Below are 21,843 nucleotides of genomic sequence, written 5' to 3' on the forward strand. Positions count from 1 at the left end.
TCATGAAATATTCCGTAAATGGCGATATCAGTTTAGAACCAATTGCTTTGAATTTTGTTGAAGATATTTTTGATGCATTTGATTATGAGGTTATCCAATATCTGCCGTTGGATGAACCCCCAAGTCATATAGACGAGACCAGGGCCTTTGTGGAACATTCCATTACTCAAATGGATCAAGGTAAAGATTTGGTCTGGGTCATTCTGCACCAAGGTAAATTTGCAGGTTGCTGCGGAATCCATTCCATTCCTTCCAAGCAGCCCCATTTTGGTTTATGGATCAAAAAAGAGGCTCAAGGTCAAGGAATTGGGCGAAAAGTAGTTCAATTTGTTTTGAATTGGGGCATATCCAATTTGGAGGTAGATTATATAAAATATCCTGTGGACAACCGTAACGCCAAAAGCATTAAACTTATAGAAAACTTGGGCCTGCAATTGGCCGACCACTACCCTATTGGCACTGCCAAAAAATTGGAGGTGGATGAATACCGTTTGTACAAATCCTGATAATATTTCTTATGCATTTCGATATCCTACAGCAACCTTTTGAACTCTCCCAAGCACAAATTGACTTTTATCGTAAAAATGCCTTTATCAAAATCAAAGAGGTTTTACCTCCAGAAGTGCTAGCGCATTTCAATAGGGTCATTTCTGCGAAAGTGGATGAGCTCAATACCCAAACCAAGAATCTCCAAGACCGGGATACCTATGGCAAGGCCTTTTTACAAATTTTTAATTTATGGACGCAGGATGCGCAGATCAAGGAGTTGATGTTTAGCAAGCGACTTGCTCAATTAGCGGCAGACCTCATGGAAGTGGATGGGGTTCGCATGTATCACGATCAGGCCCTATTTAAAGAAGGCGGCGGGGGTATCACCCCATGGCACGCGGACCAATACTATTGGCCATTGTCCACCGACAGGGTCATTACCGTTTGGATTCCGCTTCAGGCCGTGCCTTCTGAAATGGGCCCTTTGGAATTTGCTGCGGGCAGTCAGGATATTTTAACCGGAAGGGATTTGTCCATTAGTGACGAAAGCGAAAGTTTGATTGGAGAAAAGCTCCGTGTTACAGATTGTCCCAAAATCTCCGAACCCTTTGATGTTGGGGAAGTCAGTTTTCATTCCGGATGGATTTTCCACCGGGCCGGACCCAACACCACCAACCAAACAAGAAAGGTGATGACCTCCATTTACATGGATAAGGACATGCTTCTCAAAAAACCGGAAAACGATGGCCAGGTCAACGATTGGGAAACCTGGTGTCCTGGGGTGGAAATCGGGAAGGTGATCGACTCCCACTTAAATCCGATATTGTTTGAACGGTAAAAAAGCTTAGTTTAGAGCAACCTCAATATTTTTTCAACCTCATTTGCATTTGTTAACCAATTAGTTAACTTTGAGGTGGAAAGAAGAATTCTCTTTTACAAGGATCATTTTATTGACTTTTATTCGGAGCAGGAGCCCAAAGTCCAGAAAAAAATTGAATTTGTCTTGGATTTGGTTCGGTTTGAACCACAAGTTCCTATCAAATTCTTTAAACGACTTAAAGGTTCCGAAGGGATATATGAAATTCGTATCATAACAACGTTTAGAAGCATCCGTATTTTATGTTTTTTGGAAGGAGCTGACTTAGTGATACTGGTCAACAGTTTTATTAAAAAGACCCAGAAAACTCCAAGAAAGGAAATAAAGTTAGCAGAGAAATTAAAAAAGGAGTACCTGCGAACAAAAAATGGTTAACATGAAAAAAGTATATCAATTTGAAGACCTTCTCACTGAGAAATATGGTAAGAAGGGAGGCTTGGAACGTGATAAATTTGATTCGGAATCCCTTGCCTTCCGTTTAGGGGTAATGCTTAAAAAAGCCCGTAAGGAGGCCAAGCTTACCCAAGAGGAATTGGCAGTGCGAACAGGAACCAAAAAAAGCTATATTTCCAGAATTGAGAGGGGCCAATCTGATATCCAAATTTCCACATACCATAAACTCATTGAAATTGGATTGGGAAGAACCTTGCATATTTCCATCGGAAGATAACCAACAATCCCACACTAGCTTTTCACACGATACAAATGCACAATTTTGAACATCAAGCCATGGCCACCCGCTTTCTTCTTACCATTTCTGGGGAAGCAGCAGATTACGCCCAACACGTTGCCCAACGTTGTTTCCAACGCTTGGATGAGTTGGAGGAAATCCTGAGCCGGTTTGTAGCTGGTAGTGACATCAGTCGCATCAACAAACTCAAAGCGGATGCCCAGTTGGCCTTGGAGCACGAGACCTGGGACGTGATCAAACAAGCCATCCAAGTACAGCAATGGACCCAAGGAACTTTTGATATCGGAGTGGCGGAACACATGAACATTTTCCGGGCGGCCAAGGAGGGTATCCTCAACGAGTTTGAAATGGCCAATGCATTGGAAAAAGCCCAGGAAGAAAAATTGAGGGCAAGCCTTTATGTGGATCCCGAAAAACCCTATTTCTATTGCATCCAACCAGGGATGTTTTTTGATCTTGGGGGAATAGGAAAAGGCTACGCTCTGGACCAGTTGGCCTTGTTACTTAGGGAAATGGATATTGAAAATTACAGCATCAGCGCTGGGGATAGCACACTGCTCACCCATGGTTCCCCTGAAGATGCGGATTACTGGAGTCATTCCATAGCCTCCTCGGAGGAACAAAAAGAACTGCAATTACAGAATATTGCGGTGAGTGCTTCGGGTACCTTTCATCAAGGCAACCACATTTTTGACCCCAGAACGGGCAAAAATACCAGGATTTCCGAGTTTGACCGTATCTGGGTGGCTTGCAAAAAGGCTGCATATTCCGATGCATTTTCCACTGGACTATATCTACATTCCGTTAACGAAATTGAAAATATTGTTAAAAATGTTCAAGAAATAGCATGGGTAATCTATAGTCAAAGAGGAAAGCTCTTTTCCATTGATTGAAATAATGTACATTTGGACAGCTAGCCACCATCGAACTGAACTAAACTAACTAAAATTGCATGAGTACTTCTAACAAAACGGACAGACGAAATTTTATTAAAACCTCTACCCTATTCGGAACCGGGCTGATGCTCGCCAATCCCTTTAGCATAACCGCCAACCCACTCAAAGTTGGTGATAAGGTAAATGTTGGTGTTGTTGGCTGTGGAGGCCGTGGGGGCGGTGTCATCTTCAGGAACATTCCCAAAATACCGAGTGCCAATTTGGTAGCGGTATGCGATATTGTGGAAAGTCGTCGTGAAAATGCCAAGAACCGGTTCAATGATCAATACGGAACCAAGGTAAAGGCGTACGAGAATTTCTATGAAATGTTGGAAAAGGAAAAATTGGATGCCGTAGTTTTAACCACTCCTGATTTCTGGCACATGCAACATGCGGTGGACGCCTTGGAAGCGGGAATTCATGTGTACTGTGAAAAAGCCATGTCCAACAATATGGAGGATGCCCGAAAAATGGCAGAAGCCATGAAAAGAACGGGGAAATTGCTTCAAATTGGACGTCAGCGACGAAGTGATGACCGTTACCGCTTTACCCACCAAATATTGCTCGAAAAAGAGCAAATGTTCGGTAGGCTGACCCACGCGGTTGGTCAATGGAACAGGTCCCAAATTTGGACCCAGCAACCCAATAAAAAAGACAACCTTGACCTCAACAAACTCAAGCAATACGGTTTTGACACCGTGGACCAGGTCTACAACTGGCGTAATTATAAAAAGTTGGGTGGTGGGGTTGTATCTGATTTGGGTTCCCACCAGATAGATATTTTTAACTGGTTCTTTGGTGCATATCCGCACACGGTATATGCAGCTGGGAACAACTCCTATTTCAATTTTGAACAAGCCGATACCATGGCCACTATTTTGGAGTACGATACCCCAAAAGGACCTGCCATAGGTATTTATGAGAACATCTCCAATTCCAGGGCCATTGGAGTTTATGAACGATTTATAGGGGATGACGGAGCCTTTATTATTTCCCAGGGAAAGGACAACAAGATTTTCCGTGAATCAAGAGTGGAAGCCAAACAGTGGCAGGAATATATTGATGCTGGGTACATCTCCAACCTGGCAGATATGCAGAAATACAAGGAAAAGGAATCTGGTGATTCGGGTATCAAGGAAACTGCACCACAAATCAGTTACGATATCAATGAAATGAAAGATATGGACAAGGTTTACAATTTGGCAAGTCATACGGCCCACTTGTACAACTTCATTGAATCTGTAAGGGAAGAAGAAAAATTGAACTATGATGCGATCACCTCATATAAATCCGAGGTTTGTATCTACAAAATCCATGAGGCTATTAACGCTGGAGGGAATCGTATTAAAATTGAAGCGGAGGAATACGAAGTATAAATAGTATTCCTGGAATCAAAGGTTCCCTGAATTTTTGCAAAGGAAAAACGCCCAGACGAAAGTCTGGGCGCCTTTTTGGAAACAAGTAAAGCAAATAATTTTCTTTTTCAAAAATCAGTTTCTTGTCACCGAAATACCGTTGGAAAGGGCATAAAACCCGTCCAGGTCAGCAACGTTCATTCCTGCTTCCAACCCTACAAGTCCATCTTCATAGGTTGCATGCCAGATGTAACAAACTCCAGTACCTGCAGCGTCAAAGTCAACACCTTCAACTGCTTCCAAGGTTGGTGGAAGTCCCAATATGTTGTTGGCATCATCCGTAATCACATAGGTTTGATTTGTTCCCGTGAGTTCTGAGTCATCCAAGGTAATTCCACTCACCATATCTGGGGTACCATCCACATCAAAAGTGAAGGGGCCGCCAGAAAGGGTTCCTGCATTGAGTCCGTTTCTCGTTACCGTAATGGAATTGGAAAGGGCATAGAATCCTTCCAAGTCAGACACATTATAACCTGTATCAAGGTTAACCAATCCAGCCTCATAGGTAATATGCCAGATCAAGCAAGTTCCCACGCCGGCACCATCAAAATCCACTCCTTCAACAGCCTCCAAGGTTGGTGGCAAGCCTAAAATGTTGTTGGCATCATCCGTGATCACCCAACCTTGCATAGAACCGGTCAATTCCGAATCATCCAAAGTAATTCCGTTGACCATATCCGGAGTTCCATCCACCAAAATGGTAAAAGGACCACCAGCAATGGAACCAGCATTCAGTCCATTTCTATTTACCGTGATAGAGTTGGATAGTGCATAGAATCCATCCAAATCGGCAACGTTCATTCCAGCTTCCAATCCAGTAAGGCCTTCTTCATAGGTAATGTGCCAGATGAAACAAGTTCCAACGCCCGCACCATCAAAATCTACACCTTCAACAGCTTCAATTGTAGGTGGCAAGCCCAAAATATTGTTGGCATCATCGGTAATTACCCAACCTTGCATGGAACCGGTCAGTTCTGAATCATCCAAGGTAATTCCACTTACCATATCCGGAGTTCCATCCACTAAGATGGTGAACGGCCCACCGTCAATAGAACCTGCATTCAAACCGTTACGGGTTACCATAATGGAATTGGAAAGGGCATAAGTTCCGCTAAAATCATCCAGGTTCATTCCAGCTTCCAATCCTGTAAGGCCATCCTCATAAGTTATGTGGTAGATAAAGCAAATACCTGCACCTGCGCCATCAAAATCCACACCTTCCACAGCTTCTATTGTAGGAGGCAATCCCAGGATATTTCTTTGATCATCGGTAATTACGTAGCCCTGGTTTGTGCCGGTCAATTCCGAGTCATCCAAACTGATACCTGAAATCATGTCCGGGGTTCCATCCACCAAAATGGTAAAAGGTCCTCCCGAAAGTGTCCCCGCATTAAGGCCGTTGCGCGTCACTGTAATGGCATTGGATAAATCGTGATCCCCAGAAAGACCATCCAAATTCATCCCGGGTTCCAATCCAGTAAGTCCCGCCTCATATACCAAATGGTAAACAAAGCAAGTGCCCACTCCAGCTGCGTCAAAATCCACACCTCCAAGGGCTGCCAAGTCTGGGGGTAGGCCCAAAATATTTCTCGAGTCGTCCGTAATGACATAGGTGCGGTTACTACCAACCACATTGCTGTCATCCAAAGTAATTCCGGAAATCATATCCGGAGTACCATCAACGGTGATGGTAAAAGGTCCGCCTGAAAGTGTTCCCGCTTCCAGTACAATAGGTTCATCGTCGGAATCATTGCTACATCCTGCGGCTAGAACCAGGATGACCACAAGAGTCCAAATAGATTTTAAGTTGCTCATTTTACGTGTTTTTTTTATTTGCAACACAAATGACGGGGGAAGATGTTGCAGAAGTATCACATAAAAATCAAAATTGCTTATACGCTGATTACGAGATGTTTACATTAAAAAATCGTATTTTTTGTAAAGAATTGGGCTTAAAAAGGACTTTTTAGAAGGTAATCCATCAAAATTTTAATGGAAAGGTGAACTTTCCGTGATACTTTACCCTTTAATTCGCCATATCATGAAAAAAGTGTTGATCGTAGAGGATGATATCGAAATCATTCGTTTGCTGGAAATACATCTTAAGGATTTAGGTTGTCAGGTGCTTTCCGCCATTCGGGGAGATATTGGATTGCAAAAAGCACTCAAAGAAAATCCAGACCTTATTATTTTGGATGTGATGCTTCCTGGTATGGATGGCGTTGAAATCTGTCAAAAAATCCGAGCCCACAACGTCACCACACCTATAATGATGCTCACCGCACGTTCCGAGGAAATAGATAAGGTATTGGGATTGGAAGTCGGAGCCGATGATTACCTCACTAAACCGTTCAGTGTTCGGGAGTTCATTGCTCGGGTTAAGGCCATTTTCAGGAGACAAAAAATGGATGTTGTGGAAACCGAGGGTGAAAAGAATCCCAAATTGATGCAATTTGATGTGCTTTCCATTGACATTGATATGCGAAAAGTGCTTTTGGATGGTAAAAAAGTAGAGCTTTCACCCAAAGAATTTGAGCTTTTGGTTTTGCTTTCCTCCAACCCAGGGAAAAGCTATGATCGAGGGAAGCTTCTTAATATGATATGGGGTTACGATTTTAAAGGCTACGAGCATACGGTGAACTCTCATATAAACAGACTCCGTTCCAAAATTGAACCGGATATGAGCAATCCCAAGTTCATCCTTACCACTTGGGGTGTGGGCTATAAATTCAACGAAGAACTTTTGGAAACCCAAGCCAACCACTGACCATGAAAAACAATATACTTTCCGTTCGATTTATTTTAAAACTGACGCTGTCCTTTTTGGCTATTTTGCTTTTGGCGGGAATTGGATATACCATTACTTCCATTTATCTCTCCAATAAGTATTTCTACGAAACCACCCAGCGTTTGCATGCTAACTTGGCCCAAGATCTTATTGAAGAAAAGTTTAGGGATACCCAACCCTTTGATTCCCTAGGCAATGTGAACAAAGCCCTGTTTGGGGATATTATGCACGATATGATGGCCGTAAATAGGGCTATTGAGGTCTATCTTTTGGACTTGGATGGACAAGTGAAGTATTCCGTGGTATTGGATCACGATGCTCCGGAAACCAAGGAGAAAAGGGTAAATCTGGCTCCCATTAAACAATTTATTACGGAGAGTGGAAGTAATTATGTACTGGGGGACGACCCTAAGGATTTAACGAAGCAGACCATTTTTTCGGCGGCCCAATTCAATAAAGATGGGCATGAAGGGTATATCTATATCATTTTGGCCGGAGAAGATTTTTTGGCTACCCGCAGCGACCTGTTCAACAGCTATTTTATGCGACTTGGGTTAGGTGGTTCTGTCCTTACCCTCATTTTTGCCACCCTTTTGGGGATTTTGGCCATTTGGTACCTGACCCGAAGTCTTCGCAAAATCATTTATGCCGCCAAACGCTTTCAGCAGGGAGATTTGGAATATCGCATTGAAAATGCCGAAAAAACCGATTTATCCAACGTAGCTACCACTTACAACAACATGGCAGATACCATTCTGTCCGATATTGAAAAAATAAAATCGGTGGAACAACTGCGTCAAGAACTGATCGCAAACATTTCCCACGATCTAAGAACACCACTTTCCATTATACAAGGCTATATTGAGACACTTCACATGAAAGATTCCGAGCTTTCATCTGAAGAACGGGCCGAATATTTGAGCATGGTCTCAAAAAGTAGCGAGAGACTCTCCAAATTGGTCTCGCAGCTCTTTGAATACTCCAAATTGGAGGCCAATCAGATCCAGCCTGAAAAAGAACCGTTCTTGATCAGTGAACTGGCCAATGACATCCACCGAAATTATTCCTTGCTTGCGCAGCAAAAGAATATCGATTTGAAATTGTCCATGGCTGATAATGTTCCCTTGGTTTTTGCTGATATCTCACTGGTAGAACGTGCCATTCAAAACTTGATGGACAATGCCTTGAAGTTCACTCCTGAAGGCGGAGAGGTTACCGTAAAACTGGAATCGGAAGAAGACCATGTAGAAGTCACCATTAAAGATTCTGGCCCAGGTATCAAAAAAGACAACCAAGCATTGATTTTTGAACGTTATAGACAAACCAAAGCGGGTCAGGAAAAGGAAGGTGCAGGTTTGGGCCTTGCCATTGTAAAGAAAATCATGGAAATCCATGACAGCAGCATCAAGGTCTTCAGCAAACCCAATGAGGGGACTTCCTTTAGTTTTAGCCTGCCTGTTTACGCTGTTGGCTAAGTCATTATTCCCTATCTTTAAGTAGAAAAAATCATTTATGATTCTTACCGATTCCCTCTTGGATTTCTTCCTGGAGACCAGAAAAGCTTCCGAAGCCATTTGTGAGCCTTTGGAAATTGAGGATTATGTGGTGCAACCTGTGGTGGATGTGAGTCCCCCCAAATGGCATTTGGGCCATACCACCTGGTTTTTTGAGGAGTTTATCCTAAAACCCCATACCAAAGGCTACCAAGAGTTTGATCCTGATTTTTCCTTTGTTTTCAATAGTTATTACGAAACCGTGGGGAAGCGGGTGGTGCGTTCCGAAAGGGGTAATTTATCCCGTCCCTCGGTAAAAAAGGTTTATGCCTACCGTGCTTATGTGACCGAGGGAATCAAGGAGTTTTTTGGCCATGCCCAAACCCAAGAACTGAACGATTTACTCGAAATAGGAATCCACCACGAGAAACAACATCAGGAATTATTGCTTACCGATATTAAGTACATTCTTGGGAACAACCCACTGCTGCCCGTATATTCCAATACGTTTGTGGATCATCCCGTTGAAACCCATGAGCAGGATTGGGTTTCCATGGAAGAAGGGATTTACGAAATTGGTCATGATTCCAACGCCTTTTGTTATGACAATGAGTTGGGAAGGCATAAGGTTTACCTGCAGCCCTACGAAATTTCCAATACGTTGGTTACCAATAGGGAATTCATGGCATTTATTGAAGCAGGGGCATATCAACGCTTTGACCTTTGGCATGCCGAAGGCTGGGACTGGGTGAACCAACAAGATGTAAAATCTCCCCTGTATTGGCATAAAATTGACGGCCAATGGTGGCACTATACGGCCACGGGGCTCCAAAAAGTGAATGAGGATGCGCCTGTAACCCATATTTCGTATTTCGAGGCTTTTGCCTATGCCCAATGGAAAGGGATGCGACTCCCCACCGAATTTGAATGGGAGGCAGCCCAAGCGTTTTTCCCTTGGGGCAAAAGATGGGAATGGACAGAAAGTGCCTATCTCCCCTACCCCAATTATCAAAAAGCCGAGGGTGCGCTAGGGGAATACAATGGTAAGTTCATGGTAAACCAAAAAGTACTGCGAGGTGGTTCCGTTGCTACCCCTTCCAAACACACCCGACATACATACCGCAACTTTTTCCATCCGCAATTGCGATGGCAATTTACTGGATTAAGGTTGGTCAAATAATTTCGACAAAGCTCCCATGCAAAATAACCAAACTAGGACTTTCACCTCAGCTTTTGAACAAGAGGTCTACGAGGGATTGACAAGTTTTCCCAAACATTTATCGTCCAAATATTTCTATGATGAGCTAGGCGATAAGCTTTTTCAGGATATAATGGCAATGCCGGAATATTATCTCACCAATTGTGAGTTTGATATTCTGGAAGCCAACAAAGCCGAAATTTCAGCGCTTTTCTCACAAGATGGGGAAGCCTTTAGTCTTTTTGAATTGGGTGCGGGTGATGGAAAAAAGACCAAAATATTGCTGCAATATCTTGTAGACAACAAGGTTCCTTTTGATTACCGTCCCATTGACATAAGCCAAAATGCCCTTGACCAACTGGAAACGGCATTAAAGCAGGAAATCCCAGAAGTGGAAATCAATACGCTTCAAGGCACCTATTTTGATACCTTAAGGGATATTGACAAGGTGAATGGCCGCAAGAAGGTTATTCTATTTTTAGGATCCAATATTGGCAATCTGCTCCATGAACCTGCCATAGAGTTTTTAAAAAACTTACGGGATTCTGTCAACGAAGGAGATCTGATCTTGATGGGATTTGACCAAAAAAAGAATCCGCAGACCATTTTGGATGCCTACAATGATAAGACGGGAATCACGGAAGCCTTCAACAAAAACATTTTAGCCCGAATCAATAGGGAATTGGGTGGGGATTTTGTTCTGGACAACTTCTTGCATTGGGAGGTTTATGACCCAGAGACAGGAACCGCAAAGAGTTATTTGGTATCCAAAGAGGCCCAAACCATCAATATTGAAAGTTTACAGCTTCAAATACGTCTTAAAAAATGGGAAACCATTCATACGGAGATTTCCCAAAAATATGATGACGCTACTGTGGAATGGTTGGCAGAGCAATCCGGCTTACAAATTGTAACCGAGTTTGCCGACAGCCAAAATCAGTACAAAAACTATGTATTTAAAAAATAAGACCATGAAAGCTATTTGGAACGATACCATTATTGCAGAAAGCGACGATACCGTTGTGATTGAGAACAATCATTACTTTCCTGCCGAAAGCATTAAAAAAGAATACTTTAAATCCAGTGAAACGCATAGCACCTGTCCTTGGAAAGGGGTTGCCTCCTACTATACCTTGGAGGTGGATGGAAAAGAAAATGTGGATGCTGCCTGGTACTACCCTGAAGTAAGTGAGTTGGCCAGGACCATTAAGGGAAGAGTGGCCTTTTGGAAAGGAGTATCCGTGGTGGAATAGCACTCCTAAACGCATAAGAATGTGGAGCCAAGAAACAAGACGAAGTCTTGCTTCTTGGTTCTTTTTTTGATTAAAGCTCTAGAACAGCATTTTCCGTCCCAGCGTAATCGTTCCATTGGTAACGATCAGCCTCTGCATCATTAATGTAGGTTCCGTCCACTAAATATCTAAACTCGAAGGTGTTCTCTTGTGGAAGGTCAAAGGTTCCTTTGAAAGTTCCGTTTTTCAACTTTTTCAAAGTACTTTCTTTTGGGTTCCAGTTGTTGAAATCTCCAACAACAGCTACTTTTTTAGCTTCTTCCGCAGGCACAGTAAATGTAACTTTACATACTGGCTTGCTTTTTAGGTATTGTTTCTTTATTGCCATGGTATTTTAATTTTCCTATTAAAATCTCCGCAAAACAAAAGATAAAACCGTTTACGTACAATAAGTTATAACCGATTTATCATATTGATAAAATGCTCCTAACAATAGGATTACCTTTACAAAATTAGGGTGTGAATTTTCACAAAATATGATATGCGTCAGCTAAGATTTTAAGATATCGACAATCGCATCAATCTCATTTTCCGTGTTATAGAAGTGAAAACTTAGGCGAATTCCGTTCCCACGGAGCACACAGACCACATCTTCTTGGCTTAGTTTTTCAAAAAGGGCCCGATCTCCCTTTATATTAAAAATGGTACTATGGATGTTTCTTTTGGCCACACTATCCTCCAATAAACCCAGGGAAGTGAATTCCTGCTTTGCTTTTTGGGATAGTAATTTAAGTTGATTTTGAATATTTTCCATACCTACAGTTTCCAAGAAGTTCAAGGAAAACTGAAGACTCCCAAAGCTCATAGATGATAAATGCCCGGGTTCCAATCGCTTGCAAAAAGGGCTGTTTTGAAAATCGTCCCCCATTCTATCCACAGACCAATTGCCCACAGCATTTAAATTGAACCTTTTCTTGGCTTCCTCCTTTACCAAAAAGAATCCATTGCCATAACCGGCCAGTAACCACTTGTAGGCGCTTGCCCCCAAGACATCAATTCCCGATTCCTCAAAATTGAAATCTTGTGTGCCACAAAATTGGGTAGCATCCGCAATAATCAAAAGTTTGGGAAACTCTTGCTTTAATTTCTTTAGAAACGCCAAATCGATTTTGATACCGTTGATCCATTGTACCAAACTAAGGGCCAATACATCAAAGTTTCCAGCACTGAGTTTCTCATAGATCTGCGCCTCCAAATTTGACTCAATGGATACATAATCTTTCTCAAATTTTCTGGTTTCGAAAGGCCAATTCAGGGATGGATAATCGTTGTGGACAAGGAGCACCCTCGAGTTCGTAGGTAATCCTTCCAGCAACAGATTAAGCCCCAAAGTGAAATTGGGCACCAGGGCAACGTTGGAGACCTTGCAGTCAAAAAATTGACCCACTGTGCTCCTCACCTCATTCATTTTGCCATACCATTTTTGCTTCATTTGGCTACCCCCTATGAGATAATCCAAATCATGCTCCTGGCGCCATTCCATCAAATCTTCGTACAACAGTCCAGTTGCCGCGGTGTTGGCATAGACACAGTGTTGCAGGGCAGGGAACTTTTTTCTGAGGTTTTGCATAAGGCTACTTTGGTCGTAATTCAGTTATATTTGTTGTTAAAGATAGCCATTCCATGTTCTCAAAAAAGAAACAAGAAAAATCTGTGGATATAGAACAACACGAGCTGCTGGAACATGCCCAAAAGAGGATAAAGCAGAAGAAAAGGTTGTTTACCCACTTTGTGATTTTTTTGATAGGAAGTATTTTTTTGGTCTTGATCAACAAAATACTCAAATACGGAGAAGCCTACGATTGGTTTGTTTGGGGTATTCTTTTATGGGCATTTTTATTCGTTTTTCATGCCTTCAATGTTTTTGTCACCCATAAATTCATGGGAAAGGATTGGGAACGCAAACAGCGTGAAAAATTGGTGAACCAGCAAAAACAACGCATTTCAGAAATTCAGAAGGAGATCGAGACTGAATTCCCGTTATCCAGCATCAATAAAAAAAAAGATCAATGAAGCAATTGATCATGATTGCCGCGGCAGCGGAGAACAATGCCCTTGGTATCAACAACGACCTTCCCTGGCATTTACCCGATGATTTTAAACGATTCAAGCAACTTACCTCGGGCCATAAAATAATTATGGGGCGCAAAACCCTGGAAAGCTTCCCCAGGGCCTTGCCCAATAGGGAACATATTGCCATAACCCGGGACAAAAATTACCAGCCCAAGTTTCCCTGCCAAATTGTACATTCTTTGGAAAGTGCCTTGGATCTTGTTGGCCCGGAAGAAACCGCATTTATAATTGGTGGAGGAGAAATCTACCGACAGGGGATGGATTTTGCCACGGACATTGAATTGACCCGAGTGCATGCTGAAGTGGAAGCCGATACCTTTTTCCCAGAAATTGATGATCAGGTTTGGGAATTGGTGCAAGAAGATTTTCACCCATCTGATGAAAAGCACAAACACAGTTTTACCTACTTGACTTACCGTAGAAAGTAGTTGCTAAAAGTCCAGATATTCTATATAGATACCTGGGCCAGACACCAAAAAAGATAAAGCACTTGTATCTGCATTGGTGTAAAACCTATGCGTGGCCTTATTTTTTGTTGGAGCTGCCAGCTGGTTCTTCTCCAATACCGCCTTTGTTTGTCTTGCAACAGCCTCACCTGAATCAATAATAGTTAGGCCAGGAGGCACTAATTCCATGATCAAAGGGATCAAATACGGATAGTGGGTACAACCAAGCACAAGACAGTCAATGTGCTCCTCCAACATGGGATCTAGATACTTTTTTAGTAGTATCCTGGTCTCCTCTGAATGTGCTTTGCCATCCTCTATCAGTTCTACCAATCCGGTTCCCTCCTGTTCCAATACCGTAATCCCTTGCGCAAACATTTTGGAAGTACTGTGGAACAAAGAGCTGGACAAGGTGCCCTTGGTGGCCAACACCCCCACTTTTTTAGTTTTGGTGTGTAATGCGGCTGGCTTAATTGCCGGTTCGATACCTATAAATGGAACGTCATAATTGGCGCGAAGAAAATCGATTGCGTTGGTGGTTGCGGTATTGCAGGCCACCACGATGAGTTTACAGTTCTTTTGAAGTAAAAGCTCTGTATTCTTGATGCTCAGTTCAAGGATTTGTTCTTTGGATTTAGCACCATATGGCGCATTTGCACTATCGGCGAGATATATGGTGTCCTCATAGGGAAGCAGTTTTTCAATCTCTCTCCAAATGGAAGTGCCCCCTATACCGGAATCAAAAATGCCTATGGGTTTAAGCATGTTTAAAAGTAACTACTATTGTTAAGTTTGGACATAAAAAAACCGCTTTTCAGAAGAAAAAGCGGTTTCAAATATCATAAAGTAAAACTTAGAAGCCCAATTCCTGTTTTACAGATGGAAGCAAGTCCTTTCCTTTGGCAACGATCAAGCTCAATCCTGGGCTAGCATCAATTACGTAATCAAAGCCTTCGGCTGCGGCAACTTTTTCAATGGCTGCTTTGGCCTTGTCAGAAATAGGTGCAAACAATTCTTGTTGCTTTTTCTGCATTTCCTGAATGGCGGCCTGCTCCGCTGCCTGAATGTTTTGTTCGTATCCTTGCAGTTCCAATGCTCTTTTCTCATTCTCTTCTCGAGACTTGGCACTGGACTCATTTTGATATTGGGTGGCCTTATTTCTAAATTCTGTCATGGAGCTTTCAATATCCGCTCTATAGGTTTCCTGCAATTTTTTAAGCTCCGCTTGGGCAGATTTCATCTCCGGCATATCAGATAGCAATTGCTGTACATTGATATGGGCAACTTTGCTCTGTGCGTTTACAAACCCCGTAGCTGCTACAAATAAGACTAGGGCTACAGCAATCTTCTTTACATTTCTCATGATTCTCTAAGTTATACTATTTTGAATGTTACTATTTAGTGTTTCAATATTATTGTTGTATTGAATCCTGTTGTTGTTCTTGCGCATTTTTGCGTTCCTCCAATTTGGCTTTCCGCTTGGCATCGCGCTCTTCCAATAATTTTTTCCTTCTAGCCTCGTAAGCTTTCTTCCGTTCTTCCCGAAGCTTTAACTGTTCAGCTCTTCTATCCTCCGCAGCCTTGGCCTTGGCAGCTTGTGCTTCCTCTGCTTTGGCTTGGCGGTCCTTAAGGGCTTCGCTAATCTCCTTTTCCTCTTCGGCCTGCTCCTCCCTAAACTGATCCAGCCTATTTTTTTCCTGGGCTTTTTTGTTGGATTTGCTCACCTTTCTGGTTCGGCCTATCTCCCTTAAAACCAAGTCACTGATATCGTGTCTTTTTTCGGAGTACAACATTACAACATCTGCGGATTTATCAAAAATAAAATCGTATCTTTTATTACCGCCTATTTTTTGTACTTCATTGAACACTTGGTCCTGAATGGGCTGAATCAACAGTTTTTTTTGTAACACCAAATCCCCTTGCGGTCCAAAACGATCCTGCTGATAATCCAACATTTCGGTTTCCAAAATTTGGATTTCCTCCTCTCGTTCAGCAATCAATTCATCCGTCAACAAGACTTTTTCTGCCATAAGATCCTTCTTCATCTGCTCAATCACACTTTGTTTGAGCTCAATTTCCTGTTTCCACTTTACGGCCTTGGCATCCAATTGTTCCGTGGCATCCCTATATTCCTCCACATTTTCCAGGATGTATTCCATATCTACATATCCGATACGTACACCCCGTTGTGAGAAGCCACTAATGGACACCAATACAACAGCTAATGTCAAAAGAACTTTGGTCTTCATTTTTTGATTCCGCTTTTTAAAAAGAAAATATCGTGCCAAAATAACTAATTAATTTAAAATGAGTTATTTACATCTGTTTTAAGACCCGATTATTCTTTGGTTAAAACTGCTGCCCGATAATGAAGTGCGTTTGCCAGCCGCTTGGTCCGCTTGAGGATGGATTGGCATCTGTGTCAAATCCATATCCAAAATCGATACCCAATAGACCGAATGCCGGCATAAAAATACGTAGCCCCACTCCGGCAGATCTTTTTAATTCAAACGGATTATACTCACTAAAATTGTTAAAGGCGTTACCTGCTTCCAAAAATGATAGGGCATAAATGGATGCAGAGGGTTTCAAGGTAAGTGGATAACGCAATTCCATAGAGAATTTATTGTAGATGGTTCCACCATCACGCTCTTGGTTTCCGGTCACCGGATTTGTACTAAATGGTGTAAGCGAGCTATTCTCATATCCCCGTAACTGAATAACGTCCCTACCATCCAAGGTAAAGTTTCCAAGACCATCTCCCCCAACGAAGAAACGCTCAAAGGGCACGGCTCCAATGTCATTGTTATAGCTTCCCAAGAATCCAAACTCGGCGTTGGTCCTAAGCACCAATTTATCCACTAGGTTGGTGTACCAATCTCCCTTGAACTTGATCTTATAGAATTCCAATAGTTTAAAGCGTTCTTCCTCCAATAGTTCCAACTGATTACTCAAATCGGCAAATTCGATTTGTTCTTCCGCGGTTGCAGGATTTGGGCCTATCTCAAAGAGCCTTGCCGTAATTTCATCTATATCGCTTCGAATCTGCTTGAAGTCCTTGCCACCAAATAAGGAATATGGAGGCGTAAACTTGGCTGTTAGCTCAAAATTGGAGCCCGTAAGCGGGAAAATTCTACTTGGACCTTGTGAGCTCCTGGAAATCCCCAAGGTATAACTCAAGGAATTGGAACTTCCATTTCCAAAATTGAAAAGCCCGTTGTTAAAATCATTGAAATCATACAATTGGTAGCTCGCCGAATGGGAAATCGTAAAGAAATCATCCGGCCATTGCACCCTTTTTGCCAATCCTGCGGAAATTCCCGTTATCGCAAACCCACGATCCTTGTCCACATCAATTCTACCTCTATTGGTAAAACTTGTAGCAAATTGCTGTGTCCTGGAAAGGGACAAATTAAATCGAACTGGTTTTTTACCACCCAACCAAGGTTCAGCAAAGTTTAGACTGTAAACCCTAAAAGTTCTACTTGCCTGCAGACGTAAGGCGAAGGTCTGACCATCTCCCATAGGCACCGGCTTATAGGCCTCGCCATTGAATATATTCTTTAGAGAAAAGTTACTGAATGAAAGTCCCAGGGTTCCAATGAAACCTCCACCACCAAATCCACCTTGCAGTTCAATTTGGCTGGAGCCGGACTCCACCAAGCTGTACTGAATATCCACAGTTCCCGCATTGGGATCAGGGTTTTGGATGTCCGGGGTAATCTGTTCTGCATCAAAGAACCCTAATTGACCCAATTCCCGAATACTACGTACAATATTGTCCTTGCTGTATTTTTGGCCCGGACGGGTACGCAATTCCCTAAAGATTACGTGGTCATTGGTTTTATCGTTACCCACAACGGTCACGTGATCCAAAAAGGTCTCTTTCCCTTCAATAATCCTGATTTCAAAATCTATGGTGTCATTTACCGCTGAAACTTCAACAGGGTTAATGCTGGAAAAAAGGTAGCCGTTGTTTTGGTATAGGTTCGTAAGATCTTGGCCATCCGGTTTTGAATCATCTGCAACGCGCTTTTTGAGCAATACTCCGTTGTACGTGGATCCTTTTCGGATTCCCAAGACCTGGCTCAACTGTCTGTCGGTATACACCGAGTTTCCAACAAAGTTGATGTCTCCAAAGTAATACTTGTCCCCTTCCTCAACTTTGATTTTTAAGTCGATGTTATTTTCATCCACCTTAACGAAGGTATCGGAAAGTATACGGGCGTCCCTATATCCTCTCTCCGCATAGGCATCTACCATATTGGAAAGGTCTTCCTGGTAATCAGCCTCTATATATTTTGACTTTTTCCAGAAACGGTAAATTTTCTTCTTCTTAGTCTTTTTCAAAGACTTCCGAAGACGCTTGTCCGTTAGCTTTTCATTGCCTTCAAAAACAATGTTCCTGATCTTTACCTTGTCACCTTTCTTTACGTTGATGACCATGTTTTCCGTATTGGTCCCGGTGGTATCCGAAGCGGTTACAATATGTACCTGAGCGTTCAGGAATCCTTGTTTTTTGTATTTGTTTTGAAGGTAATTTTTGGTATTGGCAATAAGGCTCTCCGTAATTTTCTTGCCTTTTTTGAGGTCTGTATCATTGATGATATCCTCAACCTTACGTTTTTTGACCCCGTAGACCGTTACATTGGAAAGAGTTGGACGTTCCAGAATGTTCAATTCCAAGAAAATCTGGTTGCCCTCAATTTTGGTATAATAAAAATTGACATCGCTAAACAACTCCAAACTCCAGAGTTTTTTAATGACAGCACTGATTTGGTCCCCAGGAACGGTTATGGGCTGCCCTACTCTAAGTCCAGTATACGTTTTAACCGTCTGCTCGTTATAGCTTTGGAGCCCTGTAACAGTCAACCCACCTAAAATGTATTCCTTCCCATCCTCAAAGGAGGTTTCTTGTGCAAAGCTCTGGGCGGTAAAAAGGAGTAGAAGGAGTAGTTTAAGGTATACTTGGGTGCTATTTTTTATTAGTTCAATTGAGTTGTTCGCTAGTTTTTCCAAATCGTCGTTCTCTATTTTGGTAACTTAATATTGCCTCTACCAAATGATGCTCACTAAAATCGGGCCAAAATACGTCAATAAAATATAATTCGGCGTATGCAATTTGCCAAAGTAAAAAATTACTGATTCTTTGTTCGCCACTTGTCCGAATTAGCAAGTCCACATCTGGCAAAAAATGCGTGTAAAGATGTGTATTTATAACGGCTTCGTCAATATTTTCGGGTGAAATTATATTATTTTTAACTTTGAACGCTATGTCCTTTACGGCGGATTTTATCTCCTCCCGCGACCCGTAACTCAAAGCTAAAGTAAGCGTCATTCCAGAGTTGTTTGCTGTTTTGGTAATGACCTCGGTAAGTTCTTTTTGCGCCTTTGCAGGCAAGGATTCAATATTACCAATGGTATTTAGGCGTATGTTGTTTTTGTTCAAGGTTTTAAGTTCCTTGCGAAGTGAAGCTACCAATAGTTTCATTAAGGTCTCCACTTCCACTTTTGGGCGATTCCAGTTTTCGGTGGAGAAGGCATACAGGGTTAGATAGGATATCTGCAGTTTAGCGCAGTTCTCCACTGTTCTTCTTACAGCTTCCACGCCATTCTCATGTCCAAAAACCCTTAATTTTCCGCGTTGTTTGGCCCAGCGGCCGTTGCCATCCATTATAACGGCAACATGTTGGGGAAGTTTATGCTTGTCTACGTCCTCTAAAGTGTGCATTTCTATTCAAAACAATCCTGGCAAGGTTTACGTCCAAAGGTATACGTCAAAGTAAAACCTGTAAAGACATACCAGTCATCGCTTAAAATGTTTCCAAACCTAAAAGGTTCAAAATTGGAACCTGCGGGATTACTGGCATCCAGATTGTCCGTAAAGGTATATCTGGCCCCAATTTCCGCACCAAGAATCAAAAACTGATTTAAGCGATACTTAGCCCCCACCGTCATTGGAATTGCAAAACTACCTTCTTTTTGGTTAATATCCTGCACCACAAGGGCATCAAAATAATTAAAATCGTACCTAAAGTAGGTGAAACCCGTGTAAAGATAGGGTGTGAAGGCTGGACCAAGCTTGTGCAGATTGTATTCAACAAAGTTGAATTCCAAGCCAACAGAAGCTTCCAATACCGAATTGTCCATGGAATAGCCCCGTTGTACCCTTGAACTTTTGCTGGATTTGGAATCGTCAAAAGACATGGACCCGTACAATACACTTGCCCGCCAGGCATATCTTTTACTTTTGTTCCATTTAAAGATTCCGCCGAAGGCAGGACCAGTAGGTGAAATGTAATTGGTGCGCCCCACATCCCCAATGCCATTGGCTCCGCCTGCAAATACACCTATTTCATAGGTCTGCGCATTGACCATGGACATACCGCTCAAAAAAATAGCAAACAAAACTATTCGCATACTATCCAGAAAATTATACATATTAGAGGTAGAGGAAGGTCAATAGAATACTGGGTTATAAACGTTCTCCTTTGTTAAACAGTTTTTGGCTTCTTTTATTGTTTTGAACGGGTTAATTGCGCTTATCTTGGCCCCAAAGCAATTTGTTGCGAAGTGTCTTCAAGAAGCTTTCCGATTTATATTCTATCATTTTTACAGTGAATTCCGATTTTCTTATTCGGATTTCCATGCCGTTGGCAATGCTCGCAATCCTAGAATCCAGGGAAACCAAATGGTTTTCCTCTCGACCAGAAACTTTTAATCTAATTTGGGTATCATCCGAAATAACCAATGGCCTTGCGTTAAGGTTATGCGGCGCAATGGGCGTAAGCACCAAGGATTTTGCCGAAGGCGCGATTACGGGTCCACCACAACTCAAGGAATATCCGGTGGATCCTGTGGGGGTAGACACAATTAAGCCATCCGCCCAGTAAGAGGTGAGATACTCTTCATTCAAATACGTTTCCACCGTAATCATAGAGGTGGTATCCTTTCGGCTTACGGTAATTTCGTTCAAAGCAAAGTTCAAATCCCCAAATTCTTCCAAATCTGGGCCTAGGGCCACTTCAACCAAGCTTCGCTCTACAATACTGTACTGCCCGGCCACAAATTCTGTGACCACTTTTCTAACATCTTCTTTTTTAAAGGTGGAAAGAAAACCCAATCTCCCTGTATTCACCCCAACAATGGGAATCCCCAAATCCTTGATATAGGTAACAGCCCTGAGCATGGTTCCATCCCCACCAAAGCTCACGAACATATCAAAGGAACTATCCAAGCCTGATGCTTGCGAAAATTTTCCATGGGGATATTGGGACAGACAGCCATCTATCTTTCTGCAAAAGTCTTCCTCAATAAAAACGGATGCTTTTATCCCCTGAAGTTCCTCCAACAGCTCCAAAACAAAAGCCTTGTCCTGCTCTTGAAAAGTCTGACCGTAAATTGCGACCTTCATGCTAAACGTTAAGGTATTTTTCCAAGTAATCGGATCGTTGCTTCAAATCCTCCAAGAATTGATCATCACTGTTGCCAAAAACGATGGTGTAGTTGTACCTCCTAAAGGTTTGGGCCACTTCGTTCAGGTTAAGGGTTCCGATTTTTAAGGTAATCTGAACCACATCGTTCTGTGAGTCCGTGATAAAAGCCCCAAGTAAGCGGGCGTTGTTACCCTCCACGATCTGTGCAATCTCGCTAAACGAATAATCCTTGATTCCAGTTGCCACTACTAATATGCCTCCTGGCTCCTTAAAAAAAGGAGTGTCGATGAAATCCGCCACCACATCTTCCAAATCGTAATAACCGATGATCACTTGATTTTCATCCAAAACAGGAAGAATATTGGCTTGGTTCCGTGAAAACATCTCCAGAACATCCAGCCACAAGGTCTCCTTGGTCACTGAAAAGAACTCCAAATCTATTCTGAAGTCTTCAATGGACTTATCCGCTTCAAAACAGGCCAGGTCGTTCTCGGAAAGGGAACCGATATAAATCCCATTCTCCGAAACCGCCACATGCGAAAAGGTCGTTTCCTCAAAAAAACGAATCACATCTGCCAGCGTTTCCGAAACCTCAAAAACTGGAACCGAGTTTATTATTCTATTTTGGATTTGCATAACAATTCTATTAGGCGCAAAATACTAATTTTAAATCGCAAAAGGCGTGCCTAATTCTTATTTTTGGCTTTCTA

24 protein-coding genes are annotated in these 21,843 nt (G+C 42.3%); 13 read left to right on the forward strand and 11 right to left on the reverse strand.

Features of this window, described 5'->3' with window-relative positions; genetic code table 11:
* The first annotated feature begins 2 nt into the window (after nt 1-2).
* The 6 genes from ACRHOZ_RS16170 to ACRHOZ_RS16195 all read left to right on the forward strand — a co-directional run bounded on the left by ACRHOZ_RS16170 (nt 3) and on the right by ACRHOZ_RS16195 (nt 4,368).
* The gene (locus tag ACRHOZ_RS16170; RefSeq protein ID WP_431127641.1) at nt 3-506 is read left to right on the forward strand and encodes a GNAT family N-acetyltransferase; all 504 of its coding nucleotides are present in this window, start codon (nt 3-5) and stop codon (nt 504-506) included.
* Between the two features lie 11 nt (nt 507-517).
* A complete protein-coding gene (locus ACRHOZ_RS16175; protein ID WP_431127644.1) occupies nt 518-1,327 on the forward strand; it encodes a phytanoyl-CoA dioxygenase family protein in 810 nt (269 codons plus the stop codon).
* 75 nt (nt 1,328-1,402) lie between these two features.
* Nucleotides 1,403-1,741, forward strand: a complete 339-nt coding sequence (locus tag ACRHOZ_RS16180) for a type II toxin-antitoxin system RelE/ParE family toxin (RefSeq protein ID WP_431127647.1) — start codon at nt 1,403-1,405, stop codon at nt 1,739-1,741.
* Nucleotide 1,742: 1 nt separating this feature from the next.
* Nucleotides 1,743-2,036, forward strand: a complete 294-nt coding sequence (locus tag ACRHOZ_RS16185) for a helix-turn-helix domain-containing protein (protein WP_431127650.1) — start codon at nt 1,743-1,745, stop codon at nt 2,034-2,036.
* A gap of 35 nt (nt 2,037-2,071) precedes the next feature.
* A complete protein-coding gene (locus ACRHOZ_RS16190; protein ID WP_431127653.1) occupies nt 2,072-2,950 on the forward strand; it encodes an FAD:protein FMN transferase in 879 nt (292 codons plus the stop codon).
* Nucleotides 2,951-3,009: 59 nt separating this feature from the next.
* Nucleotides 3,010-4,368 (forward strand): Gfo/Idh/MocA family protein, encoded by a 1,359-nt coding sequence (locus ACRHOZ_RS16195; protein ID WP_431127656.1) that lies wholly within the window; start codon nt 3,010-3,012, stop codon nt 4,366-4,368.
* 114 nt (nt 4,369-4,482) lie between these two features.
* On the opposite strand, the gene ACRHOZ_RS16200 is transcribed toward ACRHOZ_RS16195, so the two are convergent.
* Complete coding sequence (locus ACRHOZ_RS16200) at nt 4,483-6,222, reverse strand: hypothetical protein (protein ID WP_431127658.1); 1,740 nt, start codon at nt 6,220-6,222, stop codon at nt 4,483-4,485.
* A gap of 226 nt (nt 6,223-6,448) precedes the next feature.
* On the opposite strand from ACRHOZ_RS16200, the gene ACRHOZ_RS16205 reads away from it, so the two are divergent.
* From ACRHOZ_RS16205 to ACRHOZ_RS16225, 5 genes are read left to right on the forward strand one after another with little or no spacing between them, the layout of a single operon-like run.
* Nucleotides 6,449-7,174 (forward strand): response regulator transcription factor, encoded by a 726-nt coding sequence (locus ACRHOZ_RS16205; protein ID WP_431127661.1) that lies wholly within the window; start codon nt 6,449-6,451, stop codon nt 7,172-7,174.
* 2 nt (nt 7,175-7,176) lie between these two features.
* Nucleotides 7,177-8,670, forward strand: coding sequence for a sensor histidine kinase (locus ACRHOZ_RS16210; protein WP_431127664.1), 1,494 nt, complete (start codon nt 7,177-7,179; stop codon nt 8,668-8,670).
* Nucleotides 8,671-8,707: 37 nt separating this feature from the next.
* Nucleotides 8,708-9,868, forward strand: a complete 1,161-nt coding sequence (gene egtB, locus ACRHOZ_RS16215) for an ergothioneine biosynthesis protein EgtB (RefSeq protein ID WP_431127667.1) — start codon at nt 8,708-8,710, stop codon at nt 9,866-9,868.
* 16 nt (nt 9,869-9,884) lie between these two features.
* Nucleotides 9,885-10,853: an L-histidine N(alpha)-methyltransferase gene (locus ACRHOZ_RS16220; protein ID WP_431127670.1), complete on the forward strand. Its 969-nt coding sequence runs from the start codon at nt 9,885-9,887 to the stop codon at nt 10,851-10,853.
* Between the two features lie 4 nt (nt 10,854-10,857).
* Nucleotides 10,858-11,139, forward strand: a complete 282-nt coding sequence (locus tag ACRHOZ_RS16225) for a DUF427 domain-containing protein (RefSeq protein ID WP_420398714.1) — start codon at nt 10,858-10,860, stop codon at nt 11,137-11,139.
* A gap of 70 nt (nt 11,140-11,209) precedes the next feature.
* Here ACRHOZ_RS16225 and ACRHOZ_RS16230 read toward each other — a convergent pair whose 3' ends face one another.
* Both ACRHOZ_RS16230 and ACRHOZ_RS16235 read right to left on the reverse strand, forming a co-directional pair.
* Nucleotides 11,210-11,506 (reverse strand): isoamylase early set domain-containing protein, encoded by a 297-nt coding sequence (locus ACRHOZ_RS16230; protein ID WP_420398713.1) that lies wholly within the window; start codon nt 11,504-11,506, stop codon nt 11,210-11,212.
* A gap of 162 nt (nt 11,507-11,668) precedes the next feature.
* Complete coding sequence (locus ACRHOZ_RS16235; RefSeq protein ID WP_431127674.1) at nt 11,669-12,748, reverse strand: aminotransferase class V-fold PLP-dependent enzyme; 1,080 nt, start codon at nt 12,746-12,748, stop codon at nt 11,669-11,671.
* Nucleotides 12,749-12,801: 53 nt separating this feature from the next.
* Here ACRHOZ_RS16235 and ACRHOZ_RS16240 point away from each other — a divergent pair, with 53 nt between their 5' ends.
* Nucleotides 12,802-13,191, forward strand: a complete 390-nt coding sequence (locus ACRHOZ_RS16240) for a 2TM domain-containing protein (protein WP_431127677.1) — start codon at nt 12,802-12,804, stop codon at nt 13,189-13,191.
* Complete coding sequence (locus ACRHOZ_RS16245; protein ID WP_431127680.1) at nt 13,188-13,679, forward strand: dihydrofolate reductase; 492 nt, start codon at nt 13,188-13,190, stop codon at nt 13,677-13,679. Before ACRHOZ_RS16240 ends, ACRHOZ_RS16245 begins: the two co-directional genes overlap by 4 nt.
* Before the next feature lie 3 nt (nt 13,680-13,682).
* On the opposite strand, the gene murI is transcribed toward ACRHOZ_RS16245, so the two are convergent.
* From murI to ACRHOZ_RS16285, 8 genes are all read right to left on the reverse strand, one after another.
* Nucleotides 13,683-14,462, reverse strand: a complete 780-nt coding sequence (gene murI / locus ACRHOZ_RS16250) for a glutamate racemase (RefSeq protein ID WP_431127683.1) — start codon at nt 14,460-14,462, stop codon at nt 13,683-13,685.
* A gap of 88 nt (nt 14,463-14,550) precedes the next feature.
* On the reverse strand, nt 14,551-15,060 hold the full coding sequence (locus ACRHOZ_RS16255; protein WP_431127686.1) for an OmpH family outer membrane protein: 510 nt from the start codon (nt 15,058-15,060) through the stop codon (nt 14,551-14,553).
* A gap of 49 nt (nt 15,061-15,109) precedes the next feature.
* A complete protein-coding gene (locus ACRHOZ_RS16260; protein ID WP_431127689.1) occupies nt 15,110-15,946 on the reverse strand; it encodes an OmpH family outer membrane protein in 837 nt (278 codons plus the stop codon).
* Between the two features lie 100 nt (nt 15,947-16,046).
* Nucleotides 16,047-18,716 carry a BamA/OMP85 family outer membrane protein gene (locus tag ACRHOZ_RS16265; protein WP_431127692.1) on the reverse strand — a complete coding sequence of 890 codons (2,670 nt, stop codon included), beginning with the start codon at nt 18,714-18,716 and terminating at the stop codon, nt 16,047-16,049.
* On the reverse strand, nt 18,688-19,428 hold the full coding sequence (locus ACRHOZ_RS16270) for an isoprenyl transferase (RefSeq protein ID WP_420398705.1): 741 nt from the start codon (nt 19,426-19,428) through the stop codon (nt 18,688-18,690). The genes ACRHOZ_RS16265 and ACRHOZ_RS16270 overlap by 29 nt, the downstream gene beginning before the upstream one ends.
* Nucleotides 19,429-19,430: 2 nt before the next feature.
* Nucleotides 19,431-20,117: a DUF6089 family protein gene (locus ACRHOZ_RS16275; protein WP_431127695.1), complete on the reverse strand. Its 687-nt coding sequence runs from the start codon at nt 20,115-20,117 to the stop codon at nt 19,431-19,433.
* A gap of 112 nt (nt 20,118-20,229) precedes the next feature.
* Entirely contained in the window at nt 20,230-21,111 is an 882-nt protein-coding gene (locus ACRHOZ_RS16280; protein WP_431127698.1) for an NAD kinase, read from the reverse strand.
* A gap of 1 nt (nt 21,112) precedes the next feature.
* Nucleotides 21,113-21,769 (reverse strand): CBS domain-containing protein, encoded by a 657-nt coding sequence (locus ACRHOZ_RS16285; RefSeq protein WP_431127701.1) that lies wholly within the window; start codon nt 21,767-21,769, stop codon nt 21,113-21,115.
* Nucleotides 21,770-21,843: the final 74 nt, after the last annotated feature.

Source organism: Flagellimonas flava, assembly GCF_050617915.1.
GTDB lineage: Bacteria > Bacteroidota > Bacteroidia > Flavobacteriales > Flavobacteriaceae > Flagellimonas > Flagellimonas flava_A.